Consider the following 16,948-nt stretch of genomic DNA (forward strand, 5'->3'; position numbering starts at 1 on the left):
GCGACCACCCTCCGTCGGTGTCTCTGCCCTTCCGTCACCCCCGCTGCGACAGGACAGTACGCAGCGCTACCGGTTGATAGCGTCACCGTGATCACGGTGACCGTCAGCGGGTGATGTCCCATGGGGAGGCGGAATGTGGGCGGACGCGGCCGCGCTGGACGCGGCGGCACGCCGAGTCGACGACTGGGAAGCGGCCTTCGCCGACCGGGCGCGGCGCACGCGATCGCTCACGTCGCGGATCCAGGCGCTGACCGGCACCGCACGCAGCCCGGACCGGATGGTCGAGGCCACCGTCGACTCGTCCGGCCAACTGGTCGCCCTGCGGCTGGACGAACGAACCCGGCAGCACTCCGCCACACACACGTCCGAGCAGATCGTGGCGACCGCCCGGGCCGAGCGTTTCCACGTCTCCGAGCTACGTGACGGGCAGCCGTACCCGACCACCCGTCACGAGGTCGACGCCTTCGAAGATCGGGCCTATGCACATGAGGAACGATGGTGGACGGACCACCCGGTCAGGCCGGAGAGAGCCCTCTGATGGCCACATTCGATGAATGGCTGGAGGCCTTCGACGCGGCATACCAAACCCTGCCTGAAGCACCAGGTCTCGCCTGCCCGAACTGCGGGCACCGAACGCTACGACTCGTGTTCACAGCGCGACCCTCGACTGACCACGGCTACGCATCGTTCTGGTGCGACACCTGCCTGGAAGGAATCTACGTCTCGCGGACATTCATTCCTGGTGGGGTCACGGCCCGCGCTGCGGACGACCCGGCGGCGGAGCGCAACCACGATATTCCCAACTATCGCCTTGTGACGTAACGGTTGCATCGACGCTGAACCGCCTGGACTAATCGAGCAATCTGCGTGTGGTCTTCGCGATGTTGGTAAGCCTCTCGTCGGCGCGGTTGCGTCGATGTTTCACCCATTCCTTGCCCTCGGCAGCGACACCTTCGAGGACGTGCAGGGTGTGACTGAGCCCGGCGGCGTCCAGCGACAGTTCAGCGATCTTCGTTGGATTCTCGTCGTCCTGAAGCGACTCGTTGTCAGGTGCACTCACAAGGATGGAGATGGGGTTTCCGTTGAACAGTGTCAGCTCGAAGGTCTGCTGCTGGGTGGCGATGCCGTCGATCCGGACGGCGGCGACGGCGTCGAAGCGGTAGTTGAGCCGCTGGTTGGTGCGGGGCGTGGCGGTTTCGAAGTCGAGATCGATGCTGGCCTGCCGGACACCATCGTCGGTGAGCAGGAAAAGCAGCAGGCGATACCGGGAATACCGCCACGGCCCCTGCGGATACCGAGCCCTTTTGCAGCTTGGCGCTGGTGCCTCGATAAAGGCGTGTGCGATCACGTGGCTGGGATGGAGCCGGTACTGCTGCATGGCCTGGTCGACCAGGACCTTGCGGTCACCTTCCAACCAGGCAGCCATTTCGGTGTCCGACGGCTTGTCGGACAGCTTCTGACACCACCGGTGGTAGGCGGCCCAGCGGGCCGTTTCCTTTTCGTCTCGTTCCGCCTGGTCATCGACGACCCTGCGCCGCTCGGCGACGATCCGAAACGACGAGCGCACCGCCGGCACCGCGGACGCCACGGCGAGCACGAGCCAACCTGCGCCGGACAGCCCGGCCCCGGCCATGACGGCAGGGACGACCCAGAGGTTCCCAACGGCGAGGAGAGCCAGGCCACCGATATGAAGAATCCTGGTCCGGGCCGGGACGGACAACTGCTCGCGATACGCCGTCAGCGTGTCTCGCTCCCACTGCCCTCGCACATCGCTCACCAGATGCCGGACAAGCCAGGCGATCCGGTCGGCCTTGATGCCTTGTTCCCGGTAGAGCTCGGCCACCTCGTCACGGAGGTGCCGCCGGATCCCCGCCGTCTGAGTGAGCCAGTAGGTTCGGTCGGTTCCTTGGGGGACGTACAGGCCGAAGTAGCGCTCGAAGAGCCGGTCCACCTTGCGGGCGTAGCCACCCGCTGGTGCCTCCCTTCCACGCTGGCGGGGCGCGCGGATCTGCGCCTCCTTAGCGCGGAGACGCGTCCTGCGGTAATACCGATCCGATCCGCCCGCACAGAACGCGGCCAGCCCCGTCAGCCCGGCGAGCAGGCCAAGGAGCGGATCGAACGCCCCACGAGCCACCACGAGCATGGTCAGCTGCACCGTGGCGAGGGTAAACACGGCCGTGCCCACGCCAGCACAGAGCCAGTCACGGAAGGCGATGACGGCGGGCCGCACCGGCAGCGTCCGCGGCTTCGCGGGTACGGGATGGAAGAACTTCCAGACTCGTGTGAACCGTTCGCCCGCCGTGCGCTGGAAGTCCGCGAGAGCGACGGACTTCCGCCACATCTCATCCTGCACCGCGCCCTCAAGCAGCGCCTCGAGGTGGCCGTAGATGTCGTCGCGTTGACGCTGATCCAGCGAATCGATTTCTTTGATCACTATCTCCGTCTCCGCTGGACGCACTGGAGCCAGGAGGCGGATGATGCTCTTCAACCCCACCACCCACTCATTGCGATCGTCGAGGTCCGGCAGGCTGGCGCAGATTACGGCGAGGCGATCCAACTCCTCGGGAGCGAGTTGGCGCAGGGTGCGTCCGCTCAGCAAGGCGATGAGCCGGTAGAACTGGACTTCGGCGGTGACGAGCCCGCCTGCGACCGCCTTCTCGATCAGCTCGCGTGCCTGATCACGAACACGGGCATCGAGATACTTCAAAGCAAAGGTAAACTGTTCTTCGGGACTGGCGTTCGGTGGCAACCGGTAGAAGTTGATGTCGCCGTGCACCACTCCTGCCTGCACGTCGACGCGAGCGTCTCCCTTCGCGACGTTGGTCGAGGTTGGGGCCGTCATGACATGCCCCGTACCACGGCGATGATCGCCGCAAGCCGGGCCGCAAGCTCAGTCACGTCGGCGACCAGGCCCCGCAGCCGCTTGAGCGCGACCATCAGGCCGCTCCTCTTCTCGGGCATACCCGCAGAGGCGCATTCCGTTGCCGCATCCAGTTCCGATTCGGCAGCGGCGTAGGTTTCTTGATCCAACTGTCCGTCGAGGTGGGCCTGCTTGAGATGGGTTCGTAGGTCCGCGATGCTGGCGGCCAAGTCGATTGGCCGCTCGGTGCCAGCGCCGACGGTGACGTTGCCGTAGATCTGCCCAGCCTGCACTCCGACTTGAGCATTCCCGGAGGCGGTGTTGCGGTTACTCATGGACATCGTGGGGCTCCCGTCCCGATCCGCCGAGCCTGATTGGCCGGTCGGACCGTCGATGAACAGTTCTTGCGCCAGAGCAGTCGCGAAAGCGGCCGCGTGACTTGCCGCCTTCGGCTGCCAGTTCTGCCCGTCGCTGGCGACCTTGGTGCCGTCGGCGTGGTCGCTGATGCCACGGATGACCACCACGGGCAGCGCGCGGTTGAGGTGTCCCGCCTGGGCCACACCCGCCGCTTCCATCTCGATCGCGACGGCGTCGTTGTAGTGCTGGCGGATCCAGCGGGCCTGCTCCGACCTCCCCGAGTCCTGCACCACCTCGCCGGCGGCGATCGGCCCGAAATGGACGACGGGCGCTGCCCCCGTGGGAAGACCCCGACGCCAGGCGCTGGACCTGGCGACGTGGTGGGCCACCTGGTCGGCCTCATGCGGGATCTCCCACGCCTTGGGGCGGGCCTTCAAGCCGTCGTCCTCGCTGGTGCCACCGTGATAGGCGTAGATCTTGCTGGCCACGACAACGTCGCCGAGCCGAATGTTGGGCCACAGGCCACCGGCGACTCCCACGAACAGCAGGGCAGCCGGGGCGAACTCGGCCATCGCCCGCTCCGCGAGTACGGCAGCAGGATGGTTGCCCTTACCGACCAGACCAAGCGCAACACTGCATCTACTATGGCCGATCCGGCCTACCTCGAATCGGGTGCCGGCGGGATGTCGACGTGGCCGCAGGCCGGTCAACCGATCGCGGACCGCTTCGTACTCAAGGTTCAGCGCCGTGAGGATCACGACAAGGCTGCTGTTCATACTCACGTTGTCTCCTTGCCTGCTCGACCGAGAGGGCGACTCATCGGAGGGTGAAGGGTCGTGCGGGGGCCAGGTCGGAACAGGCGAGCGGGACGCCCGCCCTCCGTCCTGCGAGTCGGGCCGGCGGGAACGATGAAGCCGTCCACGCTCTGCACTTTTCGGTAGAAGTTCCGTGCGTCGAGCGGCACGCCCCACACCGCCTCGTAGACGTCCTGAAGCTCTGAGATCGTGAACGTCGGGCCGCAGAAGGCGGTCGCGAGCGCCGATCGCTCCAACTTCTCCCGTGCCTGGTCGACACCGTCGGTCAAGATCTGCGCATGGTCGAAGGCGAGGCGGGCGTCATCGGACAGCGCCTGCGCCACCGGTGTCCAGCACGCCTCTGACGCGTCGGTACCGGCAACGGGTTCAGGCAGCCGAGGCGCGATGGCCAGGTAAGCCGCAGAGACCACCCGGCCCCTCGGGTCACGGTCCGGCGCACCGTAAAAACCAAGTTGTTCAAGGTGTAGCTGATCCGGCCCCAGGCCAGCTTCCTCGGCAAGCTCCCGATGGGCCGCGGCCAAAAGATCTTCCTTCTCGTGGCTGAGGAAACCGCCAGGCAGGGCCCATGCGCCCTGATAGGGCTGAACGCCGCGCTCGATCAGCAGCACATGGAGGCGGGATTCCCGCAGCGTGAGGATGACGAGGTCAACGGCAAGGAGAACAGCCGGAGCAACCCAGCGATCGTCGGACATGACTTGACCATAGGCTTAGTGTCATTCTGACAGGAAGCCTGGCGAGTGTCGGATTCCAGCACTCCAACCAGGGCGATCCCCGGACCCGACCGCCACATATTGACCATCGGAAATCCCTGGTCCTAGGCTCGGAGCACGCTGTTCACTTTCCGGAGCGGGAAACAGGGCGACACATGCGACGATCAGGGCACCGAGCCAGGGCAGTTTCCCCGAGACGACTGGCGGGCGCTGCCGCGTTCGTCCTGCTGGCCGCGACGACGCCGCTGCTGACCGGCCCTGCCGCCGGCGCCGCGCCCCGCGTACCGGCGTGCAGCGCCGATCCGACCGCCCGGCTGGCGTCGGTGCCGAGCCCGGAGGGCTTCCTCGGCTTCCCGCTCGGCGCCGGCCAGGAACGGGTGGTCACCAACGACGAGGTGCGCGGCTACCTCGGTGCCGTGGACGCCGCCTCGGACCGGGTCGTCACCGGCAGCATGGGCACCAGTGTGCTCGGCCAGCCGCTGCCGTACGCGGTCGTCTCCGCCGACGGCAACGTGCGGCGCGGCACCCTGCGGCGCATCGCCGACGACATCCGCTCGCTGCGGGACCCCCGCCGGACCAGCCAGCGGACGGCCAACGGGATCACCGAGGAGACACCGGCGATCGTCTGGATCACCGCGAACGTCCACGGCGGGGAGAAGAGCGGCGCCGACGCCGCCCTGAAAACCCTCTACGAGCTGGCCGCCGGGCTGTCCTGCGAGGTCGCGCGGCGCAACGACAACCTGGTCACCATCATCGTGCCGACCCAGAACCCGGACGGCCGCGACGCCAGCCGGCGGCAGAACGAGTACGGGTTCGACCTGAACCGGGACTGGTTCGCCCGCACCCAGCAGGAGACCGACGGCAAGATCGAACTCATGCGACGGTACCCGCCGCAGGTCTTCGTCGACGCCCACGAGATGGGCGGCCGGCAATACTTCTTCCCGCCCAACGCCGACCCGATCCACCACGAGATCGCCGGGGAGGCGGTCGACTGGATCAACCGGATCGGTGAGGCCAACAAGGCCGGATTCGGGTTCAACGGCGCCTGCGACGATGCCGTCACCACCGAGTGCTACTTCAACTACTCGACGTACGACATGTTCTTCATGGGCTACGGCGACACGGTGCCGGCCGCCGGCTTCGGCGCCGCCGGGATGACCTTCGAGAAGGGCAGCGCGTCGGCCGTGGCCGACCGGGTCCAACAGCAGTTCCACACGCAGTGGGCGACCCTCGACTGGGCCGCTGCGCACCGGCGCGAGGTGCTGGACGGCTACTTCACGATCTGGAAGGACGCCCTCGCCGAGGGCCGGGCCGGCGCGCTACAGCCGAACGAGGTGGTCCAGCCGGACAACACCGTCCAGTTCCCGGTGCCGGAGCAGACCGTCCGGTCGTACTTCCTCCTGCCGGACCGGCAGCTCGCCGACGCCCGCCGGCTGGTCGAGCGGCTGCGCCGGATGGACGTCGAGGTGTACGAGGTCACGAAGCCGCTGAAACTGCCCACCGCCCGCGTCTTCGGCGGACGGACCGCCACCAACCTGACCGTGCCCGAGGGCGCGTACTGGATCCCGATGGACCAGCCGCAGAAGCACTGGATCCAGGCGATCATGGGCGAGGACCCGTACGTGCCGTTCCCGTACTTCTACGACGTCTCGTCCTGGAGCAATCCGCTGCTGATGGGGCTGAACGCCGTCTGGACCGGTGCCACCGTACGGCCCCGCGCCCGCCTCGTCGAGCGCATCGAGGACACCGGTGGTGGCCGGGTATCGGCCGCGCCGAGGAGGGGCTCCTACACCTACGAGCTGGACTCCGCCGCGGCGGCCGAGTTCACCTTCACCCTGCTGGATCGGGGCATCGGGCTCGTCCGCGACCTGGACACGGGAGCGGTGGGGATACCGGCCCGCGCGCTGACCCCCGAGCTGGACCGGGCCGCCAGGAAACTCGGCGTCACGCTCACCCCGCGCCGCACGGCCGCAGCCGGCGCCCCGGTCGTCCGGCCGGACGTCGGGCTCTTCCAGGGCACCGGCATCTCCACCACCTCCGGCTCCCACGGGGAGGCACGGTACGTGCTCGGCAAGCGGTGGGGCCTCGATCTGACGCCGGTGACCACCGCCGACATCAACGACAACACGCCGGCCTTCACCGACCGCAGCGTGCTCCTCGTCCCGGACGGCAGCAGCCCGACCGGTGGGCTCACCGCCGCCGGGCAGGCCAACCTGCGTGCCTGGGTCGCCGAGGGCAACACCTACCTGGGGCTACGCAACGAGGGCACCCGGATGGCCCGCTCCGCCGGCCTCACCTCCACCACCGAGAAGCCGAAGCCCAGCGGGTACACGGTGATCGGCTCCCACCTGCGGGTCGACGTGGACGGCGACAGCCCGGTCGCGCTGGGCCGCCCGGCGGAGGACTTCGAGTTCAACAACAACGACCCGATCCTGAACCCGAGCAGCACCGGCACGAACGTGCTCCGCTACCCGACCGGCGACACCTTCTGGGCCAACGGCTACACCGTCGGGGGCGACGCGCTGAAGGGGACGGTCGCGCTGGTGGACGAGCCGACCGGCGATGGACGGGCGGTGCTGTTCGCGTTCAATCCGCTCTTCCGCGCGTACAACGAGAGCGGTCTGCACCTGGTCGCCAACGCGCTGCTCCACCCGGGCGGCGGCGGGGCGGCCCGCGCGAGCGGCGTCGACCCGGCCCGCGCCGCCGCAGCAGCCGCCCCGGTGACGGAGAACCTCGGCGGCGAGTGGCGGCCGTTCACCATCGAGGTGGCCGCCGCCGACCTGCCCCGCGCTGAGGCGGTCGTCAGCCGGTTCACCGGCGCCGCCCGGGTCTCCGTCGCGGGCGGCTCGGCGCACCTGGTGATCCCGAACCCGGACGGTCTCCAGGTCGACGAGCACCCGTTCCTCGGCGACCTCGTCCGGGCCCTGCGGGCGGAGCGGATCCCGCTGCGCTCGGTGGTGGGCTGACAGGCGACGCAGCGCTGCTTGTCCCCCGTGCGAGCTACCCGCAAGTGTCCACCGCACGGTGACGATTCCTGACCGGCGACTCCATAGCGTTTGACGTGGCCGCAGCGCTCCAGTTGCGGACCACGTTCAAGGAGTCGTCATGCGTTTGGTGAAGCAGCTCGTGGCCGTCGTGGCGGTCACCTTCGTCGGCAGCCAGGGAATCCTCGCGGTGCAGGGGAACACCTGGCTCACCCTGGCCCTGGGTGTGCTGACGGCGGTGGCCGCGCTAGGTGCGTACGCGTGGGTGGTACCGCGTACCGAGCGCCGCGAGGTCACGGAGCTGGCCCGGGCCGGGGCCGGCGCCCGAACCGCCCGAGGGATGCTGATCGGGTTCGGGATGTTCGCGGCAGTGATCGTCAACATCGCCTTCCTCGGCGGCTACCACGTCGACGGCCTGGGCTCGGTGTCCGGCGCGGTGGCGCTGTTCGGGTTCATGGCCGCCGCCGCCACGACCGAGGAGCTGATCTTCCGCGGCGTCCTGTTCCGCGTCGTCGAGGAACGCATGGGTACCTGGATCGCGCTGTTGCTGACCGGCGTGGTGTTCGGCCTGATGCACCTGACCAACCCGGATGCCAGCCTGTGGGGCGCGGTCGCCATCGCGATCGAGGCCGGTTTCATGCTCGCCGCCTGCTACGCCGCCACCCGCAACCTGTGGGTGCCGATCGGCCTGCACTTCGGCTGGAACTTCGCCGCGAGCGGCATCTTCAGCGTCGTGGTCTCCGGCAACGGCGAGTCGAAGGGGCTGCTGGACTCCACGATGTCGGGCCCGGCCCTGCTCACCGGCGGCGACTTCGGGCCGGAGGGAAGCCTGTACACGGTGGCGGCGGGTGTGGTGCTGACCCTGGTGTTCCTGTGGCTGGCCCACCGCCGCGGTCACCTCGTCCCACGCCGCCGCCGCGCGGTCGGCGCCGAGCCGGCGACCGCTACGGTCTCCTGATGATCGACCCTCGGATGCTCCCGGACTCGTGGCGGCGCTGGCCCGTCACGGTCCGGGATCTCCCGTTGGGGCTGCTGCTCGCCCTCACGTCGATGGTGCCGGCGCTGCGTCACCACGGTACGCAGCTCGGTGACCTACCGGCGCGTCCCTTCGACGCGCTGACCGCCGTGGTGGTCGCCCTGGAGTGCCTCCCGCTCGCCGTGCGCCGGCGCCGGCCAGCCCTCTGCCTCGCCCTGGTCTCGCTCGGCTTCGCGATCGACCAGCTCCGCGCCTACCACACGGTCGCGGGCTCCGCGCTGGCCATCGCGCTGCTGAGCGCGGGGGCCCACGTGGAACGTCGTCGGCGTACCACCCTGGTCCTGGCCTCCGCCGCGTACGTATCTCTGGCCGTCGCCCTCGACCGGCTCGGGTCGACCGAGGGCGTGACCGGGTTCGCCACGTTCTACCTGCTGCTGGCCCTGGCCTGGGGCATCGGGGCCCGGTTGCGGCAGTCCCGGATCGCCGAGGCCGAACGCCGCCGCCACATCGCCGTGACCGCCCGCGCCGCCGAACGCACCCGCATCGCCAGCGAACTGCACGACGTCGTGACCCATCATGTGACGGCGATGGTCGTGCAGGCCGAGGCGGCGCGCTATCTGACCGCCGCCCCCGAACGCCTCGAGGTGACCCTGACCGCCATCACCGACACCGGCCGGCGGGCCATCACCGACCTACGCCACCTGCTCGACCTGCTCAACCCCGACCACAGCGCCGAGCCCCGTACGCCGTCCGTCGGCGAGCTGCGCGCCCTCGTGGAGCAGACCCGGCAGGCCGGGCAGCCGGTGGAGTTCACCGAGGAGGGCACGCCGGCGGAGACGACCGGCGGCGCCGAGCTCGCCGCCTACCGGGTCGTGCAGGAGGCGCTGACGAACGCCCTCAAGTACGCCCACGGCAGCCGCACCATCGTTCACGTACAGCACGGCGAAAGGGAGATCACGGTGGAAGTCGGCACCGACGACGCAGGCTCGTACGCCGCAGCCCCCGGCGGGAGCGGGCGCGGCCTCGCCGGGCTCCGCGAACGGGTCGGCCTGCTCGGCGGCGAGTTCAGCGCGGGACGCCGGGCGGGCGGCGGCTTCGTCGTGCGGGCCCGCATTCCCATCGGGATCCCATCGTGACCGCGCCCATCCGGGTGCTGGTCTGCGACGACCAGGCGCTGATCCGCACCGGCTTCACGACGATCATCGACGCCCAGCCCGACCTCGAGGTGGTGGGCGAGTGCGGGGACGGGCGCGCCGCGGTCGACCTCGCCGGCCGGCTGCACCCGGACGTGGTCGTGATGGACGTACGGATGCCGGTGCTCGACGGCATCAAGGCGACCCGCCTGCTGGCCGGTGCCGGGGTCGCGCACCCGGTCAAGGTGCTCGTGGTGACGACGTTCAACCTCGACGAGTACGTCTACGAGGCGCTGCGCGCGGGAGCGAGCGGGTTCCTGCTCAAGGACGCCCCGGCGGCTCAACTGCTGCACGGCATCCGCACCGTCGCGAGCGGTGCCGCACTGCTGGCACCGGAGGTAACCCGGCAGCTCGTGGGCAGGTACGCGGCGCGGATCCGTCCCGCCGAGGGCACGCCGGGCGACGTGGGGCTGACCCCGCGCGAACTGGAGGTGCTGCGCCTCATCGCCGAGGGCCTGTCCAACAGCGAGATCGCCGCGAACCTGGTGATCAGCCAGGAGACCGTCAAGACGTACGTGTCGCGCATCCTCACCAAGCTCGACCTGCGCGACCGCGTGCAGGCGGTGGTCTACGCGTACCGCGCGGGCCTGGTGACCTGAGCGGGCGATCGCGTCAGAACGTCGTCCGGGTGCGATCAAGGCAGACGCGGCCACAACCGCGCGGAGATCACGTACCACTCGCTCACCGGCGACCGCCAGATCGGCTCCTCGAACCACTGTGGTCCACCCTGAGTTCGAAAGACAAACAGATCCGGTCGCCGTGGCACACCCACCGGCACACCACACAGTGCCACCGATTGATAACGTGACGGCGACGCAGACGGTCGGCGTCGATGCCCTGGGGAGGGTCAGGCATGTGGGCGGACGAAGCCGCGCTCGACGAGGCAACCCGCCGACTCGACGACTGGGAAGCGTCCATCGCCAACCGGGCAACCCGGGCCAAGGAGCTGTCCTCACAGGTGCAGGCGATGAGGGGCACGGCGACCAGCCCCGATCGGACCATCCAGGTCACCGTCGACTCGTCGGGCCTGCTGGTCGACCTGCGGCTGGACGAACGCGCCCGACAACGCTCCGCGGCGCACACCGCCCGGCAGATCCTGGCGACCACCCGGGCCGCTCACGCCGACCTCCTGAGCAGGATCACCGAGGCGACCACGGGCATCCTCGGTGCCGAGGATCCGACAGCAGCGGCGCTGGTCGAGTCGTACCGCCGCCGGCTGGATCCCGACCGGGGCACACCGGATGCCCGGCGATGACGGCATCCAGGTCGATCCCGACGGCCTGACCCGCCACGCCGCACGCCTCGACCGTAGCGCCGGAGACCTCGACACCGCCCGCCAGGCCGGCCAGCACGTCCGGCTGGGCGCCGAGGCGTACGGGCGGCTCTGCGCGATCATGCCGATGCTGCTCGACGGCCTCCAGCAGACCCTGGTCCAGGGCATCGACACTGCGGCCGGCTCGGTGCGCGACACGGCCGACAGACTGCGGACCAGCGCCGACCGCTACCGTGCCTCCGACGTCCGCGCCGAGCAGTCGCTGCAACGGATACGGGACAACCGGTGACCACCAATCCGCTCGTCGCCACGGCCGCCGAGACCCCGCCCAGCGCCTGGGCCGGCATCTGGATCTGCGAGGACATCGAGCTCATCGCCCAGGGCGTCCGCAACGGCAGCTGGATCGACGGCACCCTCGGCGTGGTCAGCGCCGGTCTGGACGCCCTGGCCTTCGTCTCCGACCCGGTCGGCGCGCTGCTCCAGTACGGCATCGCCTGGCTGATCGAGCATGTCAAGCCGCTCAGCGAGGCACTGGACTGGCTCGCGGGCGATCCAGCGCAGATCACCGCCCACGCCCAGACCTGGCGCAACGTCGCCGCGTCGCTTCGCAGGGAAGCCGCCGACCTGGCCGCCGCCGTACGCACCGACGTCGCGAGCTGGGGTGGCGGCGCCGGCCCCGCCTACCGGGCCTGGGCCGCCGAGCAGCAGCAGGCCCTCGGTGGGCTGGCCCAGGGCGCCGATGCCCTCGCCGCCATTACCGAAGGAGCCGCCGGCCTGGTCGCCGCCGTCCGGCTGCTGGTCCGCGACGCCATCGCCACCTGCGTCTCCCGGCTCATCGTGTACGCCGGCGAACTCGTCGTCACCGGCGGGTTCGCCGCGCCGCTGGTGGTGGAGCAGGTTACGACGTTGGTGGCGTCATGGGCGGCGCGGATCGCGCGGCTGCTGCGGGGGCTGCTGGCGAGTCTGCGGCGGCTGATGCCGGCGATCCGGCGGCTCGGCGACCTGATAGAAAGGCTGAAGCAGGCGCTCAACCGAATCGCAGGGATAGGTCCCCCCGACCGCATGGGGAGACGCCGGGACTGGGCGAACCCGGAGGACCAACCGATCGCACCGCAGCGGCCACCAGACTCGCATCTGCCCGCAGGCGATCCGGTGTATCACACGAACCATTCCACGGTGGTTGGATACGACGCGAGAACGATGCGCAACATGGAGAAGGTTCTCCCCCTTGAAGGCCACCATGATGTCGTCGTACATGGCACCGACAAGGGGTTCTTCGTCCCCGGTAAGGTCTCTGCCGAGGGTGGTGACATGAACGGGGTTCCGACCAGTGCGGCACAGATCGTCACGGCACTCAAGGAGAACCCTGCCTACGACGGGGGGCCCGTCAGGCTCGTTTCCTGCTACTCCGGGATGACCGACCCGAAGGCGCTCAACTCCGTGCCGCTCGCCCAACAGGTCGCCGACGTACTCGGCGTCAGCGTTGTAGCCCCAACAGAACGGGTGGGCACGAACCGGTGGGCGGCGAAACCGGAGCAACCCACCGTGGCCGACGGGGGCACATGGGTGACCTTCAAACCGAATGGATATCGATGAAAGCTGTTGGCTTCTTCCGCGAACTCGGACCGAACCCGGTTGAGGTCTACGCGGAGAGCATTCAAGACCATCTGGACGGCGCCCTACTGCCGGACGCCGCTCTGGTGATCCAGTATCTGCGTGATGGCCACGACCTGATCGACGTGATGGGCGCCGAGTCAGACGTTCTGGGAAGTGAGAAATTCATCATCGGTGGGGCGTCAGTGATGACCGACGGCGAATGGATCTGGCGCGAGGACCTACGGTTCTACGTGGCCACCTACCATGTGGGTCTTCCCGAGGATTTCCTAGCCTCCGTGCGGGCCAACAACTATCGAGTTCCCACCCTTCAGATCGAGGAACTCCGCGCGGCCAGCAAAGAGGCGATGCGCATCCTCGGCTACCACCAGGCCCCGTTCCCTCCGCTCCCGTGAAAGCGAACCGGCACTGAACTCCCAGCTTCCCGTCACTCGTCGGCACCACCCACACCGGGTGCGGGTCATGGCGGACTACGAGTGTTACCCGACATGGCTGGCTGGATTCGCCGGAGTCGACAACGTCGATCCGGCTGAGATGCCGATCTCGGACGAACTGGCGGCGGCGCTGTTGCAGTGGGCACAGACATACGACGGCACGTTGGATCGGGATGATCCAGCCTCGTCCGGATTCCCCGAAAGGGACCAGGAGGCGGACTTCTACGCCGCCGGGCACGAGCTGGCCCGGCGTCTCGCCGCCGAACTCTCGGGTAGGTACCCCGTCGAGTACTTCGACGGGCGGACCGGACGCCTGGCCCCCGCTGGCTCGTAGGACGGACACGCACTCCCAGCCAGGCGCGGCGGGGACCGGAGCCGGCGGCTCCTCGGCTACCCCTGGACATCAGGGCCGGCCCGCAGCCAGTGCTCGTCGGCCCTCACCGGGGCAGGCGGCGGGAGCAGGCGCCGTCGTGGTCGGCACGCAGCAGGCAGCGCCGACCGCCAGGCATCCGCAGGTCACAGAAGACCCGGTGACGTACGTGCTGGTTGTCCTCTTCCGAAACGGTGATCTCCCCCGGGTCGGTCTGCGGCAGCACCAGCAGCCAGCGGCTGATCACCCGGGCCAGCCGCTGCGCGGCCGGCAGGTCGACGGCGGCGACGGGCAGGTGGATGACGTACCGCTGGGTCATGCCTGGTGCCCCCGGTCGGCGCGGGCGCGGGCCTGCTCGGACTGCCAGCGGCGCAGCGCGTCCTTGACGACGGCGGTCTCCCGGCGGCTGGCGGCCAGGGCGGCGTAGACGTTGGCCATGTCGCCGGCGACGCGGTCGAGGAAGTCGTAGACGTCGGCCGGTTCCAGGCCGCGGCGTCCGAGGCCGACCGGCTTGAAGCGGCGCTCGCGCACCTGCAACGGCAGCAGACTGGTGTACGCCGAGGAGCGGTAGGTCGCTCCCGGTCGCTGGTTGCGGACGCTCATCTGCTGCCTGCCTCTCCCTGGTGGACTGGAAGGGGTGGCCCGTCCGCCCTCCCCGCACGCACGGGCCACCCCGCCCTGCCGCCGCAGCTTCGATCAGCGGTACGACAACAGAGCCTGTGGTCATCCTGTGACGGCACGCAGCATTGAGGCAACGTTCCACAGCAGAATTCTTCCCAGAAGTATTGACTTTCTTTGCTGCTACCTATAGCTGTTACATGACCAGGTGACGCAGTGTTGCGCGACGGAACCAGGGAGTGTCTAGATGGCCGAGGATGTCGGATCGACCGTGCCGCGCCGGCAACTCGGCCGGCTGCTACGCCAGTACCGCACCGAGGCGGACGTGACTCTCGACGCCGCCGCCGAGGCCCTCGAATACAGCCGGCAGAAGATCTGGCGGATCGAATGCGGCATGGGCCCGGTCCGGGTGCTCGACGTCAAGGCGATGTGCGAGCTGTACGGGGTGTCCGCCGAGATGACCGAGGCGATGCGCGGGCTCGCCACGGAGACTAAGTCGAAGGGCTGGTGGCACGCCTACGGCGACGCGGTGCCGAGCTGGTTCGAGCTCTACGTCGGCCTAGAATCCGCCGCCTCCCACCTCCGCCGATATGACGAGTCCCTGATCCCTGGCCTGCTGCAGACCCGGCACTATGCGCTCGGGCTCTACCAGCCAGGCAGTCGGCTGAGCACAGCGGAACGGGAACGCGCTGTCGAGGTACGTATGCAGCGGCAAGCCCTACTGACCCGTCGGCTTCCGAAGCCGCCACGGCTGGAGGCGGTGCTCTCGGAGGCGGTGCTCCGCCGGCCAGTCGGCGGGTCTGGTGTCATGACCGGTCAGCTCAATCACCTCCTCGAAACCTCCGAGCTGCCGAACGTGTCGGTGCGCGTGGTGCCACTGGCCGCAGGGCCGCATCCCGGAGCGGTCGCCGGGTCCTTCGTCATCCTCGACTTCCCCGCTACCAAGGGGGGACGAGCGGCGCCTGAACCGTCGGTCGTCTACAGCGAGTCGCTCACCGGAGCCCTCTACCTCGACAAGCCCGACGAACTCGCGGCCTACGAGAACACCTGGAGAGGCGTAGATGTTCTCGCGTTAGGTGAGGCAGAATCGGGGGACATGATCAAGCAGATCATCGGGGAGATGCGACATGACTGACCTCAGCGGTGCCCGCTGGCGGAAGAGCACCCGCAGTGGCGACAACGGCGGCGACTGCGTCGAGGTCGCCGACAACCTCCCCGGCATCGTCGCCGTACGCGATTCCAAGGACGAAGACGGCGCTGTCCTGACTTTCCCGCCAACGGCTTGGATCAGGTTCGTGACGGTGGCAAGTGTGGGCTTCGCCCACAACGGACGATGACGACTCGGGCACACCTCGCACCTTTGGTGCCTCACCATTTCAGCAACAGGGTGACGCTCAACGTCGCGGCACCCTTCCACCGATCGGAGGAAGAATTCGCCTACCAGGTAGTCGCCGATCCACTGCGATTGGCCACTGAGCCATTCCGCGCAACGGCTTGATTACCTGCAGTGATCAGGCAGGGCCCCGGCAAAGTCGTCAGGTGATGCCGAGTAGTGCCAGGGGGCGGGTGCTGTCGCGGGCGTGATGTCGGTTGGCGGCGGCGATGTTGGTGGCCCCGGTCAGGCGCAGGACGCTGATGGCGGCGTTGCGTAGGGCGGCCATGACTTGGGGTCCGGTGCCGGTGCGGATCTGGCTGCGGTCTTCGTCGTAGGTGACGTCGCGGACCCAGTGGATCTTGTTTTCGATCGACCAGTGGCTGCGGATCCAGCCGGCCAGTTGCGCCGGTTTCGCCTGGTGGACGCGGAGGTCGGTGATGGCGTAGACGGTTTCGGTGGTGAAGCGTTTCGGCTGGTCCAGACGTCGTCTGCGGCGGCGGATCTGGATGGCTTGGACGGCGTGCGGGAAGTCGATGCCGGTGGAGATCGTCAGGATCTTCAGGCTGCGGATCTCGCGGCGGCCGTGTCCGCGGTCGGTGTCGCGGGTGGCGTCGGGGACTGCCCGCCAGGGCAGCGCGGTGAGCTGGGCGTGCAGGTGGGGCTGGTTGCCTTTGACGGTCAGGATTCAGTGTGCGCCGCGTTGCGCGAGGTAGGTGACGTGCTCGCGTTGGCAGTGCAGTGCGTCGGCGGTGATCACGGTGTCGCGCAGGTCGCTGATCTGGTCGAGCAGCGGTGCGAACCGGGTGATCTCGTTGGTCTTGCCGTCGACGTCGATGCTGGCCAGGACCACACCGGTGGCCTGGTCGCAGGCGGCCATGACGTGCCGGGCGGCGGTGTCGGTGGTGCGGGAGCCGCGCAGGGCCTTGCCGTCGACGGCGATGGCCCGGCCAGCCGTCGAGGTGGTGGCGGTGGCCCGGCCGGCGAGCCAGACACCGATCGCCGCGGTCAGTAGCTGCGGGTCCATGGCCTGCAACAGCCGACGGATCATCGCCTCCGACGGGCGCCGATCGGGCGCCATGCCCAAAGCGAGAGCCGTCGCTGCCGGAACATCGGCGACCCACTCGGCGATCGCGGCATACGAGCGGTAGCCGGCCACCACGGCGCACACCGCCGCGGTCACCACGACCACCAGCCGGTGCCGGACACCTCGCCGGGCACGTGGATCAGGCAGACCAGCGAGCACCGCGGGCAGTCCACCAGCGGCTTCGGGCACGGTCAGAGCCGGTGCGCAGGACAGGGACGAGATCAGCGATGATGGCAGTGCGGGCATGACTCACTTCGGCGATCAGCATGGCGTAGGAACCTTGAT

General features: G+C 68.9%; 17 protein-coding genes and 1 pseudogene. 12 read left to right on the forward strand and 6 right to left on the reverse strand.

Going from position 1 to position 16,948, the window contains the following annotated elements:
* The first annotated feature begins 133 nt into the window (after window positions 1-133).
* Window positions 134-538 carry a YbaB/EbfC family nucleoid-associated protein gene (locus tag GA0070608_RS25890; protein ID WP_091631061.1) on the forward strand — a complete coding sequence of 135 codons (405 nt, stop codon included), beginning with the start codon at window positions 134-136 and terminating at the stop codon, window positions 536-538.
* Window positions 539-850: 312 nt separating this feature from the next.
* Here GA0070608_RS25890 and GA0070608_RS25900 read toward each other — a convergent pair whose 3' ends face one another.
* The 3 genes from GA0070608_RS25900 to GA0070608_RS25910 are packed head-to-tail and all read right to left on the reverse strand — an operon-like array spanning window position 851 to window position 4,724.
* Window positions 851-2,842 (reverse strand): hypothetical protein, encoded by a 1,992-nt coding sequence (locus GA0070608_RS25900; RefSeq protein ID WP_091631063.1) that lies wholly within the window; start codon window positions 2,840-2,842, stop codon window positions 851-853.
* Window positions 2,839-3,999: a 5'-methylthioadenosine/S-adenosylhomocysteine nucleosidase family protein gene (locus GA0070608_RS25905; RefSeq protein ID WP_091631064.1), complete on the reverse strand. Its 1,161-nt coding sequence runs from the start codon at window positions 3,997-3,999 to the stop codon at window positions 2,839-2,841. Before GA0070608_RS25905 ends, GA0070608_RS25900 begins: the two co-directional genes overlap by 4 nt.
* Window positions 3,996-4,724: an NUDIX hydrolase gene (locus tag GA0070608_RS25910; RefSeq protein WP_091631065.1), complete on the reverse strand. Its 729-nt coding sequence runs from the start codon at window positions 4,722-4,724 to the stop codon at window positions 3,996-3,998. The genes GA0070608_RS25905 and GA0070608_RS25910 overlap by 4 nt, the downstream gene beginning before the upstream one ends.
* Before the next feature lie 173 nt (window positions 4,725-4,897).
* Between GA0070608_RS25910 and GA0070608_RS25915 the strand changes: the two genes are divergently transcribed.
* The 9 genes from GA0070608_RS25915 to GA0070608_RS25955 all read left to right on the forward strand — a co-directional run bounded on the left by GA0070608_RS25915 (window position 4,898) and on the right by GA0070608_RS25955 (window position 13,550).
* Entirely contained in the window at window positions 4,898-7,708 is a 2,811-nt protein-coding gene (locus GA0070608_RS25915; protein ID WP_091631066.1) for a M14 family zinc carboxypeptidase, read from the forward strand.
* A gap of 139 nt (window positions 7,709-7,847) precedes the next feature.
* On the forward strand, window positions 7,848-8,684 hold the full coding sequence (locus GA0070608_RS25920; RefSeq protein WP_091631067.1) for a CPBP family intramembrane glutamic endopeptidase: 837 nt from the start codon (window positions 7,848-7,850) through the stop codon (window positions 8,682-8,684).
* The gene (locus GA0070608_RS25925) at window positions 8,684-9,838 is read left to right on the forward strand and encodes a sensor histidine kinase (RefSeq protein ID WP_091631068.1); all 1,155 of its coding nucleotides are present in this window, start codon (window positions 8,684-8,686) and stop codon (window positions 9,836-9,838) included. Before GA0070608_RS25920 ends, GA0070608_RS25925 begins: the two co-directional genes overlap by 1 nt.
* Window positions 9,835-10,494 (forward strand): response regulator, encoded by a 660-nt coding sequence (locus GA0070608_RS25930; RefSeq protein ID WP_091631069.1) that lies wholly within the window; start codon window positions 9,835-9,837, stop codon window positions 10,492-10,494. The genes GA0070608_RS25925 and GA0070608_RS25930 overlap by 4 nt, the downstream gene beginning before the upstream one ends.
* Window positions 10,495-10,748: 254 nt before the next feature.
* Window positions 10,749-11,150, forward strand: coding sequence for a YbaB/EbfC family nucleoid-associated protein (locus GA0070608_RS25935; protein WP_091631070.1), 402 nt, complete (start codon window positions 10,749-10,751; stop codon window positions 11,148-11,150).
* On the forward strand, window positions 11,137-11,457 hold the full coding sequence (locus tag GA0070608_RS25940) for a type VII secretion target (RefSeq protein WP_091631071.1): 321 nt from the start codon (window positions 11,137-11,139) through the stop codon (window positions 11,455-11,457). The genes GA0070608_RS25935 and GA0070608_RS25940 overlap by 14 nt, the downstream gene beginning before the upstream one ends.
* A complete protein-coding gene (locus GA0070608_RS32805; RefSeq protein ID WP_176733840.1) occupies window positions 11,454-12,764 on the forward strand; it encodes a WXG100 family type VII secretion target in 1,311 nt (436 codons plus the stop codon). Before GA0070608_RS25940 ends, GA0070608_RS32805 begins: the two co-directional genes overlap by 4 nt.
* Window positions 12,761-13,177, forward strand: a complete 417-nt coding sequence (locus tag GA0070608_RS25950) for a hypothetical protein (protein ID WP_091631072.1) — start codon at window positions 12,761-12,763, stop codon at window positions 13,175-13,177. Before GA0070608_RS32805 ends, GA0070608_RS25950 begins: the two co-directional genes overlap by 4 nt.
* Before the next feature lie 67 nt (window positions 13,178-13,244).
* Window positions 13,245-13,550, forward strand: coding sequence for a hypothetical protein (locus tag GA0070608_RS25955; protein WP_141719549.1), 306 nt, complete (start codon window positions 13,245-13,247; stop codon window positions 13,548-13,550).
* A gap of 103 nt (window positions 13,551-13,653) precedes the next feature.
* Here the strand turns inward: GA0070608_RS25955 and GA0070608_RS25960 are convergent, their stop codons facing one another.
* Window positions 13,654-13,905, reverse strand: a complete 252-nt coding sequence (locus GA0070608_RS25960; RefSeq protein WP_091631074.1) for a hypothetical protein — start codon at window positions 13,903-13,905, stop codon at window positions 13,654-13,656.
* Window positions 13,902-14,189, reverse strand: a complete 288-nt coding sequence (locus GA0070608_RS25965; RefSeq protein ID WP_091631075.1) for a DivIVA domain-containing protein — start codon at window positions 14,187-14,189, stop codon at window positions 13,902-13,904. Before GA0070608_RS25965 ends, GA0070608_RS25960 begins: the two co-directional genes overlap by 4 nt.
* 262 nt (window positions 14,190-14,451) lie before the next feature.
* On the opposite strand from GA0070608_RS25965, the gene GA0070608_RS25970 reads away from it, so the two are divergent.
* Both GA0070608_RS25970 and GA0070608_RS25975 read left to right on the forward strand, forming a co-directional pair.
* Window positions 14,452-15,339, forward strand: a complete 888-nt coding sequence (locus tag GA0070608_RS25970; RefSeq protein WP_091631076.1) for a helix-turn-helix domain-containing protein — start codon at window positions 14,452-14,454, stop codon at window positions 15,337-15,339.
* A complete protein-coding gene (locus GA0070608_RS25975; protein ID WP_091631077.1) occupies window positions 15,332-15,541 on the forward strand; it encodes a DUF397 domain-containing protein in 210 nt (69 codons plus the stop codon). The genes GA0070608_RS25970 and GA0070608_RS25975 overlap by 8 nt, the downstream gene beginning before the upstream one ends.
* Before the next feature lie 198 nt (window positions 15,542-15,739).
* On the opposite strand, the pseudogene GA0070608_RS25980 reads toward GA0070608_RS25975, so the two are convergent.
* Window positions 15,740-16,909: pseudogene (locus GA0070608_RS25980) on the reverse strand (ISAs1 family transposase).
* Window positions 16,910-16,948: the final 39 nt, after the last annotated feature.

The sequence above is a fragment of the Micromonospora peucetia genome, from assembly GCF_900091625.1.
GTDB lineage: Bacteria > Actinomycetota > Actinomycetes > Mycobacteriales > Micromonosporaceae > Micromonospora > Micromonospora peucetia.